This window comes from Streptomyces sp. NPDC002701 (assembly GCF_042889045.1).
Classification (GTDB): Bacteria; Actinomycetota; Actinomycetes; order Streptomycetales; family Streptomycetaceae; genus Streptomyces.
Map to the genome: position 1 here is coordinate 733,687 of NZ_JBIAQL010000004.1, position 19,852 is coordinate 753,538.

General features: G+C 72.6%; 21 protein-coding genes. 14 read left to right on the forward strand and 7 right to left on the reverse strand.

The features are described 5' to 3' along the window. Positions 1–207: 207 nt before the first annotated feature. Positions 208–1,656, forward strand: coding sequence for a rifampin monooxygenase (gene rox, locus ACFYXC_RS15465; protein WP_389551457.1), 1,449 nt, complete (start codon positions 208–210; stop codon positions 1,654–1,656). Between the two features lie 52 nt (positions 1,657–1,708). On the opposite strand, the gene pepN is transcribed toward rox, so the two are convergent. Beyond that, the gene (gene pepN, locus ACFYXC_RS15470) at positions 1,709–4,150 is read right to left on the reverse strand and encodes an aminopeptidase N (protein ID WP_389551460.1); all 2,442 of its coding nucleotides are present in this window, start codon (positions 4,148–4,150) and stop codon (positions 1,709–1,711) included. A 120-nt stretch (positions 4,151–4,270) separates the two neighbouring features. On the opposite strand from pepN, the gene ACFYXC_RS15475 reads away from it, so the two are divergent. The 9 genes from ACFYXC_RS15475 to ACFYXC_RS15515 all read left to right on the forward strand — a co-directional run bounded on the left by ACFYXC_RS15475 (position 4,271) and on the right by ACFYXC_RS15515 (position 11,485). Then, the gene (locus ACFYXC_RS15475) at positions 4,271–5,080 is read left to right on the forward strand and encodes an alpha/beta fold hydrolase (protein WP_388906765.1); all 810 of its coding nucleotides are present in this window, start codon (positions 4,271–4,273) and stop codon (positions 5,078–5,080) included. Beyond that, positions 5,080–6,354, forward strand: coding sequence for a SpoIIE family protein phosphatase (locus ACFYXC_RS15480; protein WP_389551463.1), 1,275 nt, complete (start codon positions 5,080–5,082; stop codon positions 6,352–6,354). The genes ACFYXC_RS15475 and ACFYXC_RS15480 overlap by 1 nt, the downstream gene beginning before the upstream one ends. Beyond that, positions 6,351–6,728 carry an STAS domain-containing protein gene (locus tag ACFYXC_RS15485; protein ID WP_389551466.1) on the forward strand — a complete coding sequence of 126 codons (378 nt, stop codon included), beginning with the start codon at positions 6,351–6,353 and terminating at the stop codon, positions 6,726–6,728. The genes ACFYXC_RS15480 and ACFYXC_RS15485 overlap by 4 nt, the downstream gene beginning before the upstream one ends. A 346-nt stretch (positions 6,729–7,074) precedes the next feature. After that, entirely contained in the window at positions 7,075–7,815 is a 741-nt protein-coding gene (locus ACFYXC_RS15490; RefSeq protein ID WP_388906759.1) for a hypothetical protein, read from the forward strand. 1 nt (position 7,816) lies between these two features. Further along, entirely contained in the window at positions 7,817–8,233 is a 417-nt protein-coding gene (locus ACFYXC_RS15495; protein WP_388906757.1) for a phage holin family protein, read from the forward strand. Continuing rightward, a complete protein-coding gene (locus tag ACFYXC_RS15500) occupies positions 8,209–8,886 on the forward strand; it encodes a DUF3618 domain-containing protein (protein ID WP_389551469.1) in 678 nt (225 codons plus the stop codon). Before ACFYXC_RS15495 ends, ACFYXC_RS15500 begins: the two co-directional genes overlap by 25 nt. Before the next feature lie 178 nt (positions 8,887–9,064). After that, a complete protein-coding gene (locus ACFYXC_RS15505; RefSeq protein ID WP_389551471.1) occupies positions 9,065–10,258 on the forward strand; it encodes an acyl-CoA dehydrogenase family protein in 1,194 nt (397 codons plus the stop codon). A gap of 94 nt (positions 10,259–10,352) precedes the next feature. After that, positions 10,353–10,844, forward strand: coding sequence for a GNAT family N-acetyltransferase (locus tag ACFYXC_RS15510; RefSeq protein WP_389551473.1), 492 nt, complete (start codon positions 10,353–10,355; stop codon positions 10,842–10,844). Between the two features lie 131 nt (positions 10,845–10,975). After that, positions 10,976–11,485, forward strand: coding sequence for an SRPBCC family protein (locus ACFYXC_RS15515; protein ID WP_389551476.1), 510 nt, complete (start codon positions 10,976–10,978; stop codon positions 11,483–11,485). Positions 11,486–11,537: 52 nt separating this feature from the next. On the opposite strand, the gene ACFYXC_RS15520 is transcribed toward ACFYXC_RS15515, so the two are convergent. Then, positions 11,538–12,146 carry a DUF6328 family protein gene (locus ACFYXC_RS15520; RefSeq protein ID WP_389551479.1) on the reverse strand — a complete coding sequence of 203 codons (609 nt, stop codon included), beginning with the start codon at positions 12,144–12,146 and terminating at the stop codon, positions 11,538–11,540. A gap of 195 nt (positions 12,147–12,341) precedes the next feature. Between ACFYXC_RS15520 and ACFYXC_RS15525 the strand changes: the two genes are divergently transcribed. After that, positions 12,342–12,767 (forward strand): SRPBCC family protein, encoded by a 426-nt coding sequence (locus ACFYXC_RS15525; RefSeq protein ID WP_388906744.1) that lies wholly within the window; start codon positions 12,342–12,344, stop codon positions 12,765–12,767. 44 nt (positions 12,768–12,811) lie between these two features. On the opposite strand, the gene ACFYXC_RS15530 is transcribed toward ACFYXC_RS15525, so the two are convergent. After that, complete coding sequence (locus ACFYXC_RS15530; protein ID WP_389551677.1) at positions 12,812–13,885, reverse strand: alkene reductase; 1,074 nt, start codon at positions 13,883–13,885, stop codon at positions 12,812–12,814. Positions 13,886–14,034: 149 nt separating this feature from the next. On the opposite strand from ACFYXC_RS15530, the gene ACFYXC_RS15535 reads away from it, so the two are divergent. Further along, a complete protein-coding gene (locus ACFYXC_RS15535; protein ID WP_388906742.1) occupies positions 14,035–14,412 on the forward strand; it encodes a MerR family transcriptional regulator in 378 nt (125 codons plus the stop codon). Positions 14,413–14,479: 67 nt separating this feature from the next. Here the strand turns inward: ACFYXC_RS15535 and ACFYXC_RS15540 are convergent, their stop codons facing one another. From ACFYXC_RS15540 to ACFYXC_RS15555, 4 genes are all read right to left on the reverse strand, one after another. After that, entirely contained in the window at positions 14,480–15,502 is a 1,023-nt protein-coding gene (locus tag ACFYXC_RS15540; protein WP_389551484.1) for an ArsR/SmtB family transcription factor, read from the reverse strand. A 127-nt stretch (positions 15,503–15,629) separates the two neighbouring features. Then, complete coding sequence (locus ACFYXC_RS15545; protein WP_389551487.1) at positions 15,630–16,469, reverse strand: N-acetylmuramoyl-L-alanine amidase; 840 nt, start codon at positions 16,467–16,469, stop codon at positions 15,630–15,632. Positions 16,470–16,485: 16 nt separating this feature from the next. Beyond that, entirely contained in the window at positions 16,486–16,851 is a 366-nt protein-coding gene (locus ACFYXC_RS15550; protein ID WP_389551490.1) for a peptidoglycan-binding protein, read from the reverse strand. 155 nt (positions 16,852–17,006) lie between these two features. Beyond that, positions 17,007–18,215 carry a cysteine desulfurase-like protein gene (locus ACFYXC_RS15555; protein WP_389551492.1) on the reverse strand — a complete coding sequence of 403 codons (1,209 nt, stop codon included), beginning with the start codon at positions 18,213–18,215 and terminating at the stop codon, positions 17,007–17,009. Between the two features lie 194 nt (positions 18,216–18,409). On the opposite strand from ACFYXC_RS15555, the gene ACFYXC_RS15560 reads away from it, so the two are divergent. Further along, a complete protein-coding gene (locus ACFYXC_RS15560; RefSeq protein WP_389551495.1) occupies positions 18,410–18,907 on the forward strand; it encodes a DUF2975 domain-containing protein in 498 nt (165 codons plus the stop codon). A 447-nt stretch (positions 18,908–19,354) separates the two neighbouring features. Beyond that, positions 19,355–19,843, forward strand: coding sequence for a hypothetical protein (locus ACFYXC_RS15565; protein WP_389551498.1), 489 nt, complete (start codon positions 19,355–19,357; stop codon positions 19,841–19,843). Positions 19,844–19,852: the final 9 nt, after the last annotated feature.

Consider the following 19,852-nt stretch of genomic DNA (forward strand, 5'->3'; position numbering starts at 1 on the left):
GTGTGTCGACGGCTGTCACCTGACGGTGGGTGACTCCGAGGCCGGCGCAAAAAGAAAGGCAAGGAGTGTCTCGACTCCTTGCCACTCTCAACTTATAGCTCACCGGGGGGCTTGCGGCAAGGCCCCCGTGATGCCGCAGAATCACCGCCCGAAGCCGGAACACACCGGACCGGCTTCGAGATTCGGTGTCACTACGTGGGGATTTTGATGATTGACGTGATCGTGGTCGGCGGCGGACCGACCGGCCTGATGCTGGCCGCGGAACTGCGGCTCCAGGGCGTGCGCGTGGTGGTGCTGGACCGGCTGTCCGAGCCGACGGCGGAGTCCCGCGGGCGTGGTCTGCACACCCGTAGTGTCGAGATGATGGACCAGCGCGGCCTGCTGGACCGGTTCCTCGCGGTCAGCGAGAAGTTCCAGGTCGGCGGGTTCTTCGGCGGCATCATGAAACCGTGGCCGGACCGGCTCGACACGGCCCACCCGTACGGCCTGTCCACCCTGCAGCCCGTCACCGAGCGGCTGCTCACCGAGCGTGCCCTCGAACTCGGTGCCGAGATCCGGCGCGGCTGCGAGGTGGTCGGGCTGACCCAGGACGATGAGGCCGACGAGGCCGGGGAGGGCGGGGTGAGCGTCGAGCTGGCGGACGGCACGCGGCTGCGCTCGCGCTATCTCGTCGGATGCGACGGCGCCCGCAGTGTGGTGCGCAAGCTGGTCGGTATCGGTTTCCCCGGCGAGCCCGCCAAGGTCGAGACCCTGCTGGGCGACCTGGAGCTGAGCGAGGACCCGGCGACGGTGGACGCCGTCGTCACGGAGGTGCGCAGGACCCAGCTGCGGTTCGGCGCCATCGACAACGGCGACGGGACGTACCGCGTCATCGTGCCCGCCGACGGCGTGGCCGAGGACCGCTCCGCCCCGCCGACCCTGGAGGAGTTCACGGGGCGGCTGCGGGCCGTCGCGGGCACCGACTTCGGCGCGCACTCGCCGCGCTGGCTGTCCCGGTTCGGCGACGCCACCCGGCAGGCCGAGCGCTACCGGGCCGGCCGGGTGCTGCTGGCCGGCGACGCGGCGCACATCCACCCGCCGACCGGCGGGCAGGGGCTCAACCTCGGCGTGCAGGACGCGTTCAACCTCGGCTGGAAGCTGGCCGCCGCGGTCGACGGCTGGGCGCCCGAGGGCCTGCTGGACACCTACCACGACGAACGGCATCCGGTGGGCGCCCGGGTGCTGGACAACACCCGGGCGCAGATCACGCTGCTGGGGACCGATCCGGGTGCGACCGCGCTGCGCGACCTGTTCACGAGGCTGATGGACTTCGAAGAGGTGAACCGGTACGTGACCGGGATGATCACCGCGGTCGAGGTCCGCTACGACTTCGGGGAGGGGCACGACCTGCTCGGCAGGCGCCTGCGGGACGTGGGGCTGAAGCGCGGCCGCCTCTACGAGCTGATGCACCGCGGTCACGGCCTGCTGCTCGACCAGACCGGCCGGCTCTCGGTGGCCGGCTGGGCGGACCGGGTCGACCACGTCGTCGACGTCAGCGAGGAACTGGACGTGCCCGCGGTGCTGCTGCGCCCGGACGGCCACGTGGCCTGGGCGGGCGACGACCAGCGGGATCTGGAGAAGCACCTGCCCAGGTGGTTCGGAGCGGCCGCCGCCTGAAGGCCCGGAGGGTCCGGCCCGGGGGCGCGGGACGTCCCGGGCGCTCGGCGGGTCAGGCCGTCCGGGTCCGGGCCCCGATCATCCGGCGCACCGAGTCCGAGCGTTCCAGGACGGTGTTGCGGACCACCGGTGCCGCCTCCCGGGCGGCCCGCTGCGCCTTCTCGACGTACGCGAGGTCGACGGCGTACGGGGAGAAGAGGTGGCTCGCGAAGGCCATCGCCGGGATCATGCCGCCCCGGTGCAGCCGCGGGATCAGTTCCAGATAGCGCTCGGTGTACGGCGCCAGCAGGGCTTCCTGGCCGGGGCGCCAGAACGCCGCCGCCACGTGGCGGACCGAGCTGACGGGGACCACGCGGTCCACCTCAAGACGCTGCCAGACCTCGGCCTTCGCGGCGGGGTCCGGCAGCGCGGCCCGCACCGTGAGGGCGCGGACCCAGGCGTCCGGATCCGGGTCGCGTTCCAGCAGGAGGGCCGTCTCCTGCGTGACGTCCCCGCCCAGTTCGGCCTCGCGGGTCAGCACGCGCCAGCGCAGGTCCACGTCGTCGCCCGCCTGTTCGCGCAGCCACGCCAGGTCCTCCGGGCCCGTGGCGGCGCGGGCCAGGCCGCGCAGGGCGACCTGGCGGCGGCCCGGCTCCGTGGCCAGGTGCCGGCAGGCCGTCGCCAGCGCCGCCGCCAGTCCGGCGCGCTCGCCGGGCGGCGCCCACAGTTCGGCGATGTTCGCGGCGAGGGTCAGATAGGGCTCGATCACGGCCTCGGACGTCTCGGCGTGCAGGACGGCGGTGATGCACCGCCCGGCCTCCGCCGCCGTGGCCTCGCCGGTGGTCAGCATGTCCCACACGGTCGCCACGGCCACGCCCCGGGAGATCGGCGTGGGCAGGTGTGCCGCCGTACGGAGGAAGGCGTCCTCGGCCGCGGGGTCCGGCCGGGCCGTGGCGAAGGTCAGGTCCTCGTCGTTGATGAGCAGGACCTCGGTCTCCGCCTCCGGCGGCAGGCCCGTGACGGGGGTGCGGGTCCCCGTCACCTCGACGCGCACCAGGGCCGTACGTTCCAGGGTCTCGCCCTTCCTGCCGTACGCGCCCACCGCCAGCACCTGCGGGCGAGGGGTGCCGGCGGACACCAGGGTGACGGTGTCCCCGTCGCGTTCCAGTGCGAAGCGGTCGGTGCCCGCCGTCTCGAGCCAGGCCGTGCGCCAGGCGTCCAGGTCCCGTCCGCCGGCCTCGGAGAGCGCGTCGATCAGGTCCTGGAGCGTGGCGCTGCCCCACGCGTGACGGGCGAAGTAGGTGGTCATACCGGCCCGGAAGCGCTCCTCGCCGACATAGGTCATGAGCTGCTGGAGGACGGACGCGCCCTTGGGATAGGTGATGTTGTCGAAGATCGACGCGGCCTGCGCGACGTCGTGGATGGGCTGGTGGATCGGGTGCGACACGGGTCCCTGGTCGGACAGGTACGCCGTGAGCTTGTCGCTCGCCAGGTGACCTGCCCACACGTCGGTGTACCGGGTGGCGCGCTCGGCCGCCCAGTGGCAGGCGAACTCCGCGAATGCCTCGTTCAGCCAGAGGTCGTCCCACCAGCGCATGGTGACGATGTTGCCGAACCACATGTGTGCCATCTCGTGCAGCAGGATCTTCGCGAACAGCTCGCGCTCCGCCGGTGTCGGCGTGGCGCGCCGCAGGAAGACGTCCGACCAGGTCACACAGCCGTAGTTCTCCATCGCCCCGCCGAACTCGGGCACGAACACCTGGTCGTACTTCCGCTGCGGGAACGGCATCGCGAAGACCTCGCCGAAGAAGGCGAGGCCCTGACGGGTGAGGGTGAAGATGTCGTCGGCGTCGCGGTCGAGGACCGCGGCCAGCGAGCGCCGGGTGTAGAGCCCCAGGTCGTGGCCGTCGGCCTCACGGCGGATCTCGTGGAAGGGTCCGGCGTTGACGACGGTGTTGTACGCGGACAGGGGCGGGGTGTCCGGGAAGGTCCAGCGGCGGGCCGCGTCCAGTTCCTCGACGACCGGGTCGCCCGAGTTGGCGGTGACGGTCCATCCGGCCGGGGCCGTGACGGTGAAGGCGTGCGGGGCCTTGAGGTCGGGCTGGTCGAAGCAGGCCCACACGAACCGGGCCTCGTCCGGTTCGAAGCTCATCCACACGTAGATTTCGCCGTCCGCGGGGTCGGTCGCCCGGTGCACGCCCTCACCCGTGGTCGTGTTCGCCTGGACGCTCGCGACGCGCAGCACGTTGTGCCCGGCGAGGCCGGACAGGGGTATGCGGCCGTCCCCGGCGGGGGTGAGGGGCCTGCCGTTCAGTGTCGCGCTCACCACCTGCGCCGCGCAGTCCACGAAGGTCTCCGCGCCCGGTTCGTGACAGTTGAAGGCGACGGTGGAGACGCACCGTACCTCCGGCCCGTCGGGCAGGCCGGTGAGGTCGATGTCCACCTCGTACCGCTCGACGGTCAGCAGCCGCGCGCGCCGCTCGGCCTCCGTGCGGGTCAGGCTCCGGATCTCCATAGGTCCCTCCCTCGTCGGACAAGGGCGCCAGCGTATGACGGTGGAGGGCGCCGGACGCAGGGGTTTTCGGCGCGGCTCTCGGTCGGCGGGGACGGCCCGCGGTCTGCGAGGATGTTTCGCATGGACGTACGGCGCAGGAACCATGTGACGGTGAGCGGACGGCCCGGCGGGCCCGTCGTGATGCTGGCGCACGGGTTCGGGTGCGACCAGAACATGTGGCGTCTGGTGGTGCCGGCGCTGGAGCGCGACTGCACCGTGGTGCTCTTCGATCACGTGGGGGCGGGAAACTCCGACCTGTCGGCCTGGGACCCGGACCGCTACGCGACGCTGGACGGCTACGTCGAGGACGTGCTGGAGTTGTGCCGGGAGCTGGCGCTCGGTCCCGTGACGTTCGTGGGGCACTCCGTGAGCGCGATGATGGGGGTGCTGGCATCCGTCCGGGAGCCCGGGGCGTTCGCCGGCCTGGTGCTGCTGGCGCCCTCGCCCTGCTTCATCGACGACCCCGGGACCGGCTACCGGGGCGGGTTCGACGCCGCGGACATCGACGAGCTGCTGGCGTCGCTCGACGCGAACTATCTGGGCTGGTCGGGCGCCGTCGCACCGATGATCATGGGCAATCCCGAGCGACCGGAACTAGGCCAGGAGCTGACCAACAGCTTCTGCCGTACGGATCCGGACATCGCCCGCGTCTTCGCCCGGGTGACGTTCCTGTCCGACAACCGCGAGGACCTCGGCCTGGTGCGGGTGCCCACGCTGGTCGCCCAGTGCTCCAGCGACGCGATCGCTCCGCCGGAGGTGGGGGCGTTCGTGCATGCCCGGATCCCGGGAAGCCGGCTGATCACGCTGAACGCCACGGGACACTGCCCGCAGCTCGCCGCTCCGGAGGAGACCAGAGCGGCGATCGCCTCGTTCGTGGAAGCGCTCGGCTGATGTGCCCGGGCCGCGACGACGCGGAGAGCGGAACGGGAGAGGGCCACGGCGGTCCGCGGGGCGAGCAGGCACAGTTCGCCGCACTGCTGGAGGACAGCGCCGAGGACCTGTACGAGCACGCGCCCTGCGGTTACCTGACCACCCTGCTGGACGGCCGGATCGCGAAGGTCAACACCACACTGCTGGACTGGCTCGGCTACGAACGCGACGACCTGCTGGGCCGCTCGCACTTCTCCGACCTGCTGACCGTCGGCGGCCGGCTCTACCACGAGACGCACTACGCCCCTTTACTGAGGATGCAGGGCGAGGTCAGCGGTATCGCCCTGGAGCTCAAGGCCGCCGACGGCTCGCGTCTGCCGGTCCTGGTCACGTCCACGGTGCGTTCGGGCAGTGACGGGCAGCCCCTGCTGATCCGTACCACGCTCTTCGACGCCCGGGACCGGCGCGCGTACGAGGTGGAGCTGCTGCGCGCCCGCAAGGAGGCCGAGCGGGAACGCGAACGCCTGCAGCGCCTGGCCACCACCCTGCAGCAGACGCTGTTGCCGCCGGCCCTGGCCAATGTGCCCGGTCTGGACGTGTCCGCGTACTACCACATCGCGTCCGTCGACGAGGTCGGCGGCGACTTCTACGACCTGTTCCCCCTTTCCGGCGGCACGTGGGGGCTGTTCCTCGGCGATGTGTGCGGCAAGGGTGCCGCCGCCGCGGCCGTCACCTCCCTGGCCCGCTACACCCTGCGCGCCGCGGCGGTGTACGACCCGGACCCCGTCGCCGTCCTCCGCAATCTCAACACGGTCCTGAACCACGAGTACAACGGCGCCGACCCCCGGTTCTGCACGGTCCTCTACGGCCTGCTGACCCCCGACGACGACCGGGGCGGCTTCCACATCACCCTGGCCAGCGGCGGGCATCCCCCCGCCCTGCTGATGCGCGCCGACGGCACCACCGACTACCTCCCCACCCCGGGCGGACAGCTCATCGGGGTCCTGCCCGACGCCAACATCGTCACCACCGACGTCCGTCTGGTCCCCGGTGACACCCTGCTGCTGCACACGGACGGGCTCACCGAGGCACACGTCAGCGCCGGGATCGGCACCGAGGACCGGTACGGGGACGACGCCCTGCTGGATTTCGCCCGCGCGCTCGCGCCCACCACCGCCCCCGGCGTCATCGGCGAGATCCGCGACCTGCTCGACACCTTCGGCAGCGGCGTGGACGACGACACCGCCGTCCTGGCCGTCCACGTGCCCCGACCCCCCAGTGGAGAGCAGCAGTGACCCAGCCCCTGACCCTGCGCACCCGCACCACTCCCGGCGGAGCGGTCGTCGAACTCGCCGGGGACCTGGACCACCACACCGCCCTCGAGGTCCGAGCCGCACTGCCCGCGCTCGGCCTGCGGGCGGGCCGGCAGCTCGTCCTCGATCTCGGCGGCGTCACGTTCTGCGACTCCAGCGGCATCACCGCGCTGATCGCCGCCCGCAACCACGCCCTGACGGCCGGCGCCGGGTTCGCCCTGGCCGCGGTTCCCGACCGGGTCGGCCGGATCTTCCGCATCGTCGGCCTGGACCAGGTCTTCTCCTGCCATCCCACGGCCCGGGCCGCCGAGGCCGCGTGGCCGTGCGCCCCGGACGAGGCCGGACCCGCGGCCTGAGGTCCGGCCCGCCGCCGAGGACCGTGCGGTGGTCACAGCCCGAGGTGGATCCGCCGTACCCGGGCGTCCTGTCATCTGGGCAGGGCCCCGTTCCGCCGGGCCGGCTGAGCCGCTCGGGCCGGGAACTCCGGCCCTCCCGGCTCTTCTCGTTCGGACACGGAGCCGACCGTACGCCCACATGACCGAATTAATCGGGCTCGTACACGTGTGAAAGTCGGCTGAGCAGCCACTCGTGCGGAAACTCCCGTCACCGCGGGACACGGGTGCAGGACACCGGACATCTCGGCATTCGGCCTCCGTGGACGCGCAGGTGCAGGGCTTTACGAAGTGAGTCGAGGAGGGCCTGATGAGCGAGTCCGTGCAGGGTGACACCGGAAGGGTGCAACAGACCGGTGAAACGGCCAAGGCAGAGGCGTCGGCGACGGCCGAGAAGGCCAAGCAGGCCGCGGGCGAGGTCGCCGGCACCGCCGCGGACCAGGCCAGGGCCGTGGTCGGCGAGGCACGACAGCAGGCCGGCACAGTCGTCCGCGATCTGCGGGAGCGCACCCTCAACGAGGTCGAGGGACAGACCACACGCGTGGCCGAGGTGCTGCACCAGTGGGCGGACGACCTGGCGGGACTGGCGGAGAACGCCCAGAACGACTCCCCCGCCCGCGGCCTGGCGGCCCACGCCGCCGACACCGGGCACCGCGCGGCCGACTACCTGCAGAAGCAGGGGGCCGAAGGCGTCGCCTCCGACCTGCAGAGTTTCGCGCGCAGGCGTCCCGGCGCCTTCCTCGGCGGCGCACTCCTGGCGGGGCTGGCCGTGGGCCGGCTGGCCAAGGTCGCGAGCAAGGCGAACCAGTCCTCCGACACGGGGCGGTCCTCGTCCGACGTGGCGGTGGAACAGCAGCCGGGGCTCCCGGAGCCGGCCGCCAGGACCCTTCCGTCGGCGCCGCCGGTGGGCACTCCGCAGGAGGCTCCGCCGGTGGGAGTCCAGGAGACCCCGCCGGTGATCCCCGCCGTGCCGCCGACGCCCCCGGCGCCGCCGACCGTCGGCACCACGCCTCCGGGCAGCGCGCCCACCCGCCCGTACCCGGAGGTGTGAGATGTCTTCCGTGTCCCCCGGGCCCGTGGGCTCGCAGGGTCAGGAGCGGTCCGTCGGCGAGCTGCTGTCCGCCGTGACCTCCGACGTGCAGACCCTCTTCCGCCAAGAGGTGGAACTGGCCAAGACCGAGATCCGGGAGGAGGCGACCAAGGCGGGCAAGGCGGCCGGCATGTACGGCGGTGCGGGATTCGCCGGGTACATGACGCTCCTCTTCCTGTCCCTGGCCGCCGTACTGGGCCTGGCGAACGTCATGGACGCGGGCTGGTCCGCCCTGATCGTCACCGTCGTATGGGCTGTGATCGCGGCCGTGCTGTACCAGCGGGGCCGCACGCAGATGCGCACCGTGTCGCCGAAGCCCGAGAACACCGTCGAAACCATGAAGGAGAACGCGGAATGGGCACGTCACCCGACCAAATGAGGGCCGAGATCGACGCCACTCGGGAGCGGTTGTCCGCGGACGTCGACCAGCTCACCGACCAGGCGAGTCCTCGACGAATCGTGCAACGGCGCACCCAGCGGGTGCGCGGGGCAGTCACCGGCGTGCGGGAGCGCATCATGGGATCAGCACAACACGGTGTCCACGGGGCCAAGCACGGCGCGCAGTCCGTGGCGGGCTCGCTGCAGGACGGCACCGGGCAGGCCGCCGGCACCGCGCAGGAAGCGGTCGGCCAGGCGGGCCAGACGATCCGGGAAGTGCCGGACCGGACCATGCAGAAGACGCAGGGCAACCCCCTCGCGGCCGGTCTGATCGCGTTCGGTGTAGGCGTGCTGGCGTCGTCGCTGCTTCCCGCGTCCCAGACCGAGCAGCAGAAGGCCGCCGACCTCATGGAGCGCGGTGGTGAGGCCCTGGAGCCGGTGAAGCAGGCGGCTCTGGAGTCCACCCAGCACCTCAAGGAAGGCGCCAAGGAGGCCGCACAGCACGCGGTCGAGGAAGTGAAGGGCACCGCGACGGACGCCGCCCGGACCACGCAGGACGAGGCGCGGACCCAGGCCGGCGGCGTGACCGAGCAGGCGCGTGACTCGGGCCGGCAGGTGGTCGACGAGACCCGGCGGCAGTCCGGGCCGGCCTGACCGGGCGATCACCCGGCCGCCGTGGGATCAACGGCCGGTCGGCGGGACACGAAGCGGGCTCCGGACGCGTTCCGGGGCCCGCTTCGGGCTGTCCCACCCGCCTCCACGGGGAACGGGCGGCCGTTCGGCCGTCGGCAATTCCGTGCATCCTGCAAGGAAAGCGTGGAAGAAGGCCGCTATGAGATCTTCCATGGATGACGGGATCGCGGCCGACTTCTACGACTTCGAGGCGGCGCTCTCGGACGACGAACGCAAGATCCTGCTGAAGACGCGCGCGTTCATGCGCGACGAGGTCAAGCCGCTGGTCAACGAGAACTGGGCCGAGGGCACCTTTCCCGCCGAGCTGATCACACGCTTCCGGGAGAGCGGCCTCGTCGGTCTGTCCTACGAGGGCTACGGCGAGCACGGCCCCGCCGTGAGCCATCTGCTGACGGGGATGATGGCGCTGGAGATGAGCCGCGTCGACGCGTCGGTCGCCACGTTCTTCGGTGTGCACAACGGCCTGGCCATGTACTCCATCCACGCCGGTGGCAGCCAGGAGCAGCGGGACCGCTGGCTGCCGGCCATGGCGTCCATGGACAGGATCGGGGCCTTCGCCCTGACGGAACCGCTCGACGGCTCCGATGTCGCGGCGGGCATGCGCACCACCGCCGAGCGACAGGGCGACACCTGGGTGCTCGACGGCGCCAAGCGCTGGATCGGCAACGCCACCTTCGCCGACCACGTCGTGGTCTGGGCGCGGGACGTGGCGGACGACCAGGTCAAGGGATTCGTGGTCGGCAAGGACACGCCGGGCTTCGTCACGGAGAAGATCGCGAACAAGATCTCCCTGCGGATCGTCGAGAACGCGGACATCACGCTGACCGGCGTCAGGGTGCCGGAGGCGGACCGCCTGCAGAACGTCTCGTCGTTCCGTGACGTCGCGGAGGTCCTGCGCGCCACCCGTAGCGGGGTCGCCTGGCAGGCGCTGGGCGTGATGATCGGCGCCTACGAGCTGGCGCTCGCCTACGCCACCGACCGCGAGCAGTTCGGCCACCCGATCGCGGGGTTCCAGCTCGTCCAGGACCTGCTGGTCAAGGGCCTCGGCAACATCACCGCCTGCTGGGGCATGCTGCTGCAGCTCGCGCGGCTGCAGGACTCCGGGGTGTTCAGGGACGAGCACTCGTCCCTGGCCAAGGCGCACGTCACGGCACGTATGCGCGAGGTCGTGGGCTGGGCCAGGGAGATCTTCGGCGGCAACGGGATCGTGCTGGACTACGACGTCGCCCGCTTCTTCGCGGACGCGGAGGCCATCTACTCCTTCGAGGGGACCCGGGAGATGAACACCCTCATCGTCGGAAAGGCGATCACCGGGGAGAGCGCCTTCGTCTGAGCCGGCGGCCGGCACGAGGGCGGGGCGGGTGGAGGCGGGGGCGGGGGCGGGGGCGGGGCAGGAGGAACGCCTCCCCATACGTAATACTCACCCAATGACTCGGAGCATTACAGACGCGGGCGGATCCCTCGTGGTCCGGCGGGCCGTCGCGCGTGACACCAAACGGCTCACGCGGCTCGTACGGGGCGCACGCGCCTACGAGGGGCCGTACGCGTCCATGGTCGCGGGCTACCGGGTCGGCCCGGACTACATCGAGGCGCACCGCGTCTTCGTGGCCGCCGACCGGCAGGACGGCCAGGTACTCGGCTTCTACGCGCTCGTCCTCGCTCCGCCGGAGCTCGACCTGCTGTTCGTCGCCGACCGGGCGCAGGGGCGCGGAGTCGGACGGCTGCTCGTCGCCCACATGGAGTCCGAAGCCCGTGCGGCGGGCATCGACCGGGTCCGGGTCGTGTCACACCCTCCCGCCGAGGGCTTCTACCGCAGCGTGGGCGCGGTGCGCGTCGGGACGGCGTCCGCGACCCCGCCCGCCGTGGTGTGGGACCGGCCCGAGCTGGAGTTCCGCATCGCGCTCGGCGGCGGGCACTGACAGCTCCCCCGCATTCGCCACCGGCGGTGCCGTCGGCGCACGGACCCCGCCCACTTCTCTTACTTTCCAGTAAGGTTACCGGGAGGTAGGTTCAGCGTTCCGGCAGGTCCAGCGCCCAGGAAAGAGTGCCCATGCCCCGCACGTTCACCGTCGCCCGCAGCATCCTGGTCGAGGCGTCGCCGTCAGCGGTGTACGAGCAGATCAGCCGGCCCGCGCGGATGGGGCGCTGGAGCCCCGAGAACCTCGGCGCGACCGTCGTCGGCGGGGACCGGCCCGCTCACGTCGGCCAGGTCTTCGAGGGGCGCAACAAGCGCGGCCGCTACCGCTGGACCACCCGCTGCACGGTGACCGCCGCGGACCCCAGCCGCCGCTTCGCCTTCCGCGTCCACGCGATCGGACTCAGGCAGCCGCGCCTCAGGGCGGCGATCGCCACCTGGGAGTACCGCTTCGAGGCGGAGGACGGCGGCACGCGGGTGACGGAGACCTGGACGGACGACCGCCGCTCCTGGCCCGCCTTCGTGGCCGACGCCTTCGACCACGTGGCCACCGGGGGCAAGACGTTCGCCGCCTTCCAGCGGGGCAACATCGAGAAGACCCTGCGCAACCTCAAACGCGAACTGGAGACACCGGTACACCCCTGACACGGGGCCACCGTGGGTGGGCGGCCGGTCCACCGGCCGCCCACCCACGCCCTCACACGGCGTCGTCGCGGTCGGCGCGGCGGCGGAGCCAGAGAGGCAGCGCGTACCAGCACAGGGCGAAGTACAGCATCACTCCGGCGACGAGGATCTCCGCGATGACACCCGGCAGGACGACCCGCAGTATCAGCAGCAGGGTCGACCCGATGGTGAGGGCGAGCAGGACCATGCCGAGCATCATCAACCGGTGGGCGGTCTCCACCAGTTCTTCCTTCATCCGCTGGCCCGCCAGGAAGCGGTGGATCGAGACCGGGGCGATCAGCGAGCCGGTGGCCGCCGCGCCGAGGACGACGGTGGTGACGTAGATCGTCCGGTCGAGGGTCCCGAGGTCCCGGAAGCCGGCGGTGAAGGCGACGCTGAGCAGGAAGCCGAAGAGGATCTGCACGCCGGTCTGCGCGACCCGGGTCTCCTGGAGGAGTTCGTTCCAGCGGCGGTTCAGCCGCTCCCCCGGCCCCTCCGACTCCTCCTGGGCCGATTCCCCCTGGGCGACCCGGTGCGGGTGGTGGTGGGCGGCTTGCGAGGGGTTGGGCCGTGCGGGACCTTCGGTCGCGGCCGTCCCGCTCTCGGCGGGCACCGCGGGTGCGGACGGGTCCGTCACGGCCATGCTGTCCTCCAGGGTGATGTGCGCTCAGCACTACGTCGGAAGAACCCAGTTACCCCGTATGGCCTGGGACAAGCCTGGGCGGCCGCGAGGCGGACCGGCGGTCCGGCCGCCACCGCGTGCGGACGGGATACGCGGGTAGGCGGGTTCTGCCGATCCGTCAGGACCGGCGCCCAGCCGACCACGAAAGGTGATCCCGTGTCCGCATCGCTGGTGGAGACCGTCGACATCCAGGCCCCCGTTTCCGTCACCTGGGCCCTGTGGAGCGATGTGACGAGGTGGCCGTCCTTCCTCAGCCACGTACGTCTCGTCGAGCCGCTGGACGAACGCCGCTTCGCCTGGCAGCTCTCCGTCCCCGGCGCGGACAAGAACTTCGTCGCCGAACTGGCCGAGGTCGTCCCCGAGGAGCGGATCGCCTGGCACACCACACAGGGCGTGCACCACGCGGGAGTTGTGACGTTCCACCGGCTCGGTGACACCGCGAGCCGTGTCACCCTGCAGATCGAGTACGACCCGAAGGGCTTCATCGAGCACGTCGGCGCCCTGACCAACCTCGACTCGGCACTCGCCAACTACGACCTCGGCGAGTTCCAGAAGCTCGCCGAGACCGCCGCCGCGGCCTGACGCGGGACGGGCCGGCTCCGCCCGCCGGTGGGCCGGGCGCCGTGTCAGGCGCTGTACTGGTGGGCCGGGTAGGTCAGGTAGCCGGCGTCGCCGCCCTGGTAGTAGGTCGCCTCGTCGACGGGTGCGAGCGGGACCCCCGTGCGCAGGCGTTCCACCAGGTCGGGGTTGGCGATGAAGGCGCGCCCGAAGCTGATGAGGTCCGCGCCGAGGCCGAGCCAGTGGTCGGCCTCGGAGCGGCCGGTCTGCTTGGGGCCCATGGGCAGGACCGGGTTCATGACGAGGGTGCCCGGCCAGGCCCGGCGCAGCGCCACCAGCACCTCTTCGTCCGCGGTCGCCTCCAGATGCACGTACGCCACCTCCAGTCGCGCCAACTCGCCCAGCAGGGCGGTGTAGAGCTCGGTGACGTCCGTCTCCCGCACGCCCCAGAAGGTCCCGCCCGGGGAGAGCCGGATGCCCGTGCGCGCCGCGCCCACGGCCTCGACGGTCGCGGACACCGCCTCGACGGCGAACCGGATGCGATGCGCCACGGAGCCGCCGTACCGGTCGGTGCGCAGATTGGCGTTCGTCGAGAGGAACTGCGAGATCAAGTAGCCGTTGGCACCGTGCAGTTCGACTCCGTCGAAGCCCGCGTCGACGGCCCGGCGGGCCGCCTCCGCGTACGAGCGGGCGTGCTCAGGCACCTCCGCGGTCTCCAGTGCGCGGGGCACCGGCGTGGGCTGGGGCCCGGTCGGCGTGAACACCTCGCCCACGGCGGGGACGGCCGACGGACCGACCGGCTGGAAGCCCGTGGTGTCGGGGTGCGAGACGCGTCCGCCGTGCATGAGCTGGGCGAAGATCCGCCCGCCGTTGGCGTGCACGGCCTCCGTCACCGGCCGCCACGAAGCCTGCTGCTCCTCGGTGTGCAGCCCGGGCGTGCCCGGGTTGGACTGTCCGATCAGGCTCGGCTGGACACCCTCCGACACGATCAGTCCGGCGGTGGCGCGCTGGGCGTAGTAGGTCGCCATCGACGGCGTCGCCAGGCCGCCGGGGGCGGCCCTGACGCGGGTCATGGGAGCCATCACCACTCGGTTGGGCAGCGTCAGGGCACCGAGCTGGTGGGACTGGAACAGACTTGTCACGTCAGACACTTCAGGACTCCTTGGCGATCCGTGACCCGGCCTCCGGGTACAGCCGCTACGCTAAAACCTGACATTGATGTGAGAGGCAAGGACTGTGGCGCAGGTAACAGCCACAGGGACAGTCACAGAGGACGGCGGGGAGAACGACCATGCGTATCGGCGAGCTGGCCGAGCGGGCCGGTGTCAGCGTCCGGTCGCTGCGGTACTACGAGGAACAGGGGCTGCTCCACAGCACCCGAAGCCCCAGTGGGCAGCGGCACTACACGGACGAGGAGATCGAGCGTGTCTGGTTCATCCAGCGCCTCTACGCGGCCGGCCTGTCCAGCCGGACCATCGCCGAGCTGCTCCCCTGCGTCGACTCGCCCAGCGAGGAGAACTCCGACGCCGCCCTGGACCGTATGAGCCAGGAACGCGACCGCCTCACCACGCACATCGCCGAGCTCGTCCGGACCCGCGACGCCCTCGACGGGCTGATGACCGCGGCCCGGACGTACCGCGAACAGCTGCAGCCGACCGCGTCCGCCTGACAGCGGCGGGGCCGTCGGCCGCTTCGGGGGGTGTTCTTCGCCGATCCGGTGGCCGCGTTCTCCTGGATCAGCCCGGGCCCGCGTCGACGGCCCCGGCGGTCCGGCCGGCCCGGTCGGGAAGACGCAGGAGTGCCGCGCCGAGCGGGGTGAGGGTGTGCAGGACGGTGTTCGCGTGGCGGTGGCTGGCGATGAGCCCCGAGTCGCGGAGCACCGTGGTGTGGTGGCTGGCGTTCGCCGCGGACACCGAGACGGCGCGCGCTATCTCGGAGTTGGTGGCGCCGTACGTCGACGCGCGCAGGACCGCGGCGCGGGTACGTCCCAGCAGTGCCGCCAGCGGGATCTCGGCCGGGCGGGGCCGGCTCGTGGGTCCGGCCGGTGCCAGGGGGTAGAGCAGGACGGGCGGCAGGTCGGGGTCGGCGAACGAGGTCGGCTTCTGCCAGCAGAAGTACGAGGGGATGAGGAGCAGGCCGCGCCCGCCCAGGAGCAGGTCACGGTCGACGCCGCCGACGTACTCGACCTCCAGGACGGGGGGTCTCCAGCGCATGGCGGGTCCCAGTCCCCGGAGCAGCCCGTCGGCGCCGCCGTGCAGCAGGTCGCGTCCCCGGCGGGCGCACTCGGCGTCGACGCGGGCCTGCATCCGGTCGCCGTAGGGGGCGATGACGGCGTCGTGGTACCTGCGCAGCGCCCCGACCAGGTGTGCGCGGACGTCGTCGTCCGCCACGCGGTACATGTCCGGCGGCACCTTCCGCACCTTGGCGAGCAGGCCGATCTCGTGCCGGATCCGGGCGGGCGGGGTGTCGAGGACGGCGTCGAGTCCGCTCCGCAGTCCGTCGGCCGCCTCTGCCGGGGTGAGGAAGTCGGGAAAGTACGTCGCGCGCGGGAACAGCGGGCACAGCAGGGTGCGTACGGTGACGCCCAGGTGCTGGGCGGCTATGGCGGTGCGGGCCTCCCGGTACCAGGCCGCGTGGGCCCAGCGCCCGAGCCGGGACTGCAGGCGGTGCAGGCTGGCGGTGATCTCCCACAACGGGTCGGGGCGGGACGCGAGCCGCGTTCGTGACAGGTCCTCCGAGGTGAAATGGATACGCAGCACGGTCCCCCCATGCGTCATTCCCGACCTGCCCGATGCGGCAGAGGATGCCGCGCCGCCCCCGTCACGACAAGGACCGGAACGGGTCAACCTCCGTCACGCACGGCGCGGTCCGCACCGTGCGCACACGTCATCCCCCGATCAGGGCGGCCGTCTCGGCGCGTATCGCGGGCATGTCGGCGAAGAGGGTGCCGGGGCAGTCGGTGGCCGCCCAGTGGCGGTGTCCGCCGATGACGGGCGCGGCACGGCCGACACCGCTGACCGGGTTGCGGTACAGCACCTTTCCCAGCGGAGCGAGCGTGTGGCGCCCGGCCAGCTCGGCCAGGAGCTGGAGGAGCGCGGTGCGTGCGGCGGCCGACGCGGGCGTGGTGGTCAGCGTTCCCAGCAGGGCGATGCCGATGTTCCCCGTGTTGTACCCGAGGACATGTGCGCCGGTGACGAGCCGTCCCGCCGCGTCATGGGCGGGCGTACCGTCCGTCCCTGACCAACGGCCCTCGTACACCCGGCCGTCGCGGTCGATCAGGAAGTGGTAGCCGATGTCGCCGTAGCCCTTGCCCACCGCGTCGTTGCGGTAGATCGCGCGCACCACCGCGGCCGGGTCCGGATCGGTGCTCCTGTCGTCGGTGTGGTGCACGGTGAGGGTCTGGACGGGGTGGTACTCGGGCGGCCAGACCTCCGTACCGTCGGCGGCGTACCGCAGGGACTCGTCCGCGCCCCAGTCCCCGCGCGACCGCAGGGTGTACGCGGCGGGGGCGGCCGGCGCCGCGGCGGCCGCCGGGGGCGTGCGGGGTACGACGCTCCAGGTGCCGGCGACCCCGAGGGCGCCCAGGAACACGCGCCGCGACACCGGGACGACCGGGCGGACGCGGCGGGCCCGGTCGGCTCGACCGGCCCGGCCTGCTCGGCGCGCTCGGTCCGCTCGGCCCGCTCGGCCGCGGGGGTCCGCGGAGCCGGGGTCCTGGTCCGTCATCGCGTGTCTCCTCCTGTCACAGGGCGCAGGCGGGCTTGGGGGTGTAGAGGCGGGACCAGGTGCTCGGTCCCACGATGCCGTCGGCACCGCCCGTGGTGCCGTTGCACGTCTGCACCCAGTGCACGCCCCGCGCGGTGGCCGGTCCGTAGTCGCCGTCCACCTCGACCCAGTCGGCGTACGCGCTGTAGTTGTTGACGAGGCACTGCACCTGGCGGACCGCGTCGCCCTGGTCGTCGGGGCGGACCGTGGGCGTCGCCGAGTCGGGGATGTGGTCGCAGAGGGGCTCGGCGGCCACCGCGTTCGCCGAGGGCGCGGCCACGAGCGCACCCGCGACGGCGAGGACCACGGTGCTGCCCAGGAGGGCCGGACGGCGGGTACGCAAGATGCCTCCCCGGATGGGTGTGGGTGCCGTGCGGAGTCAAGCCTGCGCGGGAACACGTCCACCGGTCCACGAGATTCGAACACAACGAAAGAAGGCAGGCCGGGACGGCTGCGTGGGGGACGCCGAAGACGCGCCGGGCGGACGCCGGGCGGACATCAGCCGGACGTCAGGAACTCGGCCAGGCCGGTCAGCAGTCGTTCGACGTCCTCCGCGTCGTTGTAGGGGGCCAGGCCGATCCGGAGGCCGCCGGTGTCCCCGAGGCCCATGCGGCGGGATGCCTCGATCGCGTAGAAGGACCCCGCGGGCGCGTGCACGCCGCGCTCCGCGAGGAAGCCGTACGCCTCCGCCGCCGAGCGGTCCCGGAAGGTGAGCAGCGAGGTGGGAGTGCGGTCGGCCGCCCTGGAGTGGACCCGGATGTCCGGGAGCGCGGACAGGCCCTTGTCGAGCTGTGCGCGCAGGGTCCGTTCATGCTCCTGGAGCGCCGTGAACGCCGCGGCGAGGCGCTGTCGCCGTGTCCCCGCGGAGGCCGGGTCGAGACCGGCGAGGAAGTCGACCGCGGCTTGCGTACCCGCGAGGAACTCGTAGGGCAGGGTGCCCAGTTCGAAGCGTTCCGGGACCGCGTCGGTGGACGGGAGGAGCTTGTCCGGCCGCAGGGTCTCCAGCAGTTCCGGCCGGGCGGCGAGGACTCCGTGGTGCGGGCCGAAGAACTTGTACGGGGAGCAGACGAAGAAGTCGGCGCCGAGCCGCTCCACGTCGACCGGCGCGTGGGCGGTGCGGTGCACGCCGTCGACGTAGGTGAGCGCTCCGGCCTCGTGCGCCGCGTCGGCGATCGCGGCGACCGGGGGAATGGTCCCGATGAGGTTGGAGGCGGCGGTGACGGCCACCAGCCGGGTGCGCGGGGACAGCACCGCGCGGATGTCGTCGGCGGTCAGCTCCCCGGTGGCGGGGTCGAAGTCGGCCCACCGCACGGTGGCACCGGCCTGGGCGGCGGCCTGGACCCAGGGGCGGATGTTGGCGTCGTGGTCGAGGCGGGTGACGACCACCTCGTCACCGGGCGCCCAGGTCCTGGCGAGGGTGCGGGAGAAGTCGTAGGTGAGCTGGGTGGCACTGCGGCCGAAGACGATCCCCGCCTGGTCCGCTCCCAGGAGGTCGGCCAGCGCCTGGCGGGTCCTGGTGACGATGGCCTCGGCGTTGCGCTCTCCGGCGGTCGTCCGGCCCCGGATGGACAGCGGCCGCGCCAGCGCGCCGCTGATCGCCTCGATGACGGGCCGCGGCGTCTGCGTGCCGCCGGGGCCGTCGAAGTGGGCGGTCCCGGCGCCCAGCGCCGGGAACTGGGCGCGGAGGGCGCCGATGTCGTACGTCACGAGAGCTCCTGTGAGTGCCACTGCGTGCCATGCCGGGGCGTCCGCGGCTGCGCCGTGCGCCCGGCCCTGCCCGGCGGGCCGGCCACCCCTGCATCGTGATCGTTTGTCCCGCCGACCACAAGGGGCCCACGAGTTCGTCGGCCGACTTGGCGGAACCGATTGAATCTCGATCGATACCCATCGACAATCGATGCATGCATCGTCTGTTCACCGCCGTGCTCCGCGCCGGCATCGTCGTAGCGGTCGCGGCCGGCCTCTTCGGCCAGGTCATCGTCATACCGACGGCGGCGGCCGACGAGGTCGACCGCTTCCCGCCCTACGCCCCCTTCGCCGCGCCCTATGTGGCGGTGGCCATCGTCGGCGTCGCCTGTGTCCAGGTCGCTCTCGGTGCGGTGTGGATGCTGCTCACCATGGTCGAACGGGACGCGATCTTCACGTCCCGGGCCTTCCGGTGGGTCGACGTCGTCATCGGGTCCTCGCTCGTGGCGACACTGCTGGCGGCCGGGGTCGCCGGACATCTCGCCGTGGCCGACATCCCGTCCCCGGACGACGGCATGGAACTGATCGGCGCCTTCGGTGCCGCGATGGCGACCGTCGGTGTCGGGGTGGCGTTCGCGATGCTCACCGTCATCATGCGCGGCCTCCTGCGCAAGGCGACGGACCTGCAGACCGAGATCGCCGCGGTCGTCTGACGGCGGTCGTCTTGACGACGGTCGTCGTGGCCCCGACGTCCGGCTCTCCGGTCACCGTCCGTCGGCGGCCGGTGTCCGGCCCGGCCCACCCGCGACGGGCCGGGCACGCCTTCGCCCGACCGCCACCGGGGATCGCGAGCAGCAGCTCGGCGCCCACGGCCGCCCGGGCGGCACACCGCGCCGGGCACCGGACGACGACCCGCACGACAGCCGACGGAGGCCGACAGAGGCCAACAGAGGCCCGACGAAGACCGCGCGCGGCCTCCGTCGCCGCCCGTGGCGGGCGCACAAGCCGGTCGCGCCGCGACGTACGCCTCGGTCGGGTTGGGCATGGTGCCGTGCCGGGCGAACCTTCGGTGTCCCCCGTGCGTTGTCCTGAGGACCGCCGTCCATGGCGACCCCGCCCCTCGGGCGGACCGGACGACCGCGTGGGGAGGAGGCACCCGTATGGCACAGCCGGCCCGTGCGGTCCCGGCCTCCCCCGCCGGGCGGAACCGCGCACCCGTCACCGGCATGCTGCTGGCGGCGCTGTTCACCCTCTTCGGCGTCCTCGGCCTCCAGGGCGTCCCCACCGGGGCCTCCCCCGGCGGTCCCGCCGCACCGGCCCCGGTCGCGGCCCCCCACCACGCCCACGCCGCCTCGGCCGCCGCCGCCACGACCGCCACCACCGACGCCGGCCCTTCCGCCACCGGCGCCCGGAGCAGCGTCGACGACACGTGCACCACCGCCTGTGGCAGTCAGCCGCCCCGCGCGGGCCGTGCCGCTCCCGGCGAGTGGCACGCCCCGTTCCCCGGCGGGGCGTCCGTCCCGCCCTGCCTCGTCCTGCCCCTCCCGGACCCCCGACCGCCGCTCCCGGCCTCCCCCGGCGCCTTCTCCCCTCCCCAGCACTGCGCGCACCACAGCGGGCGCGGCCCACCGCCTCCCACCGGCATCTGACGCACCCCG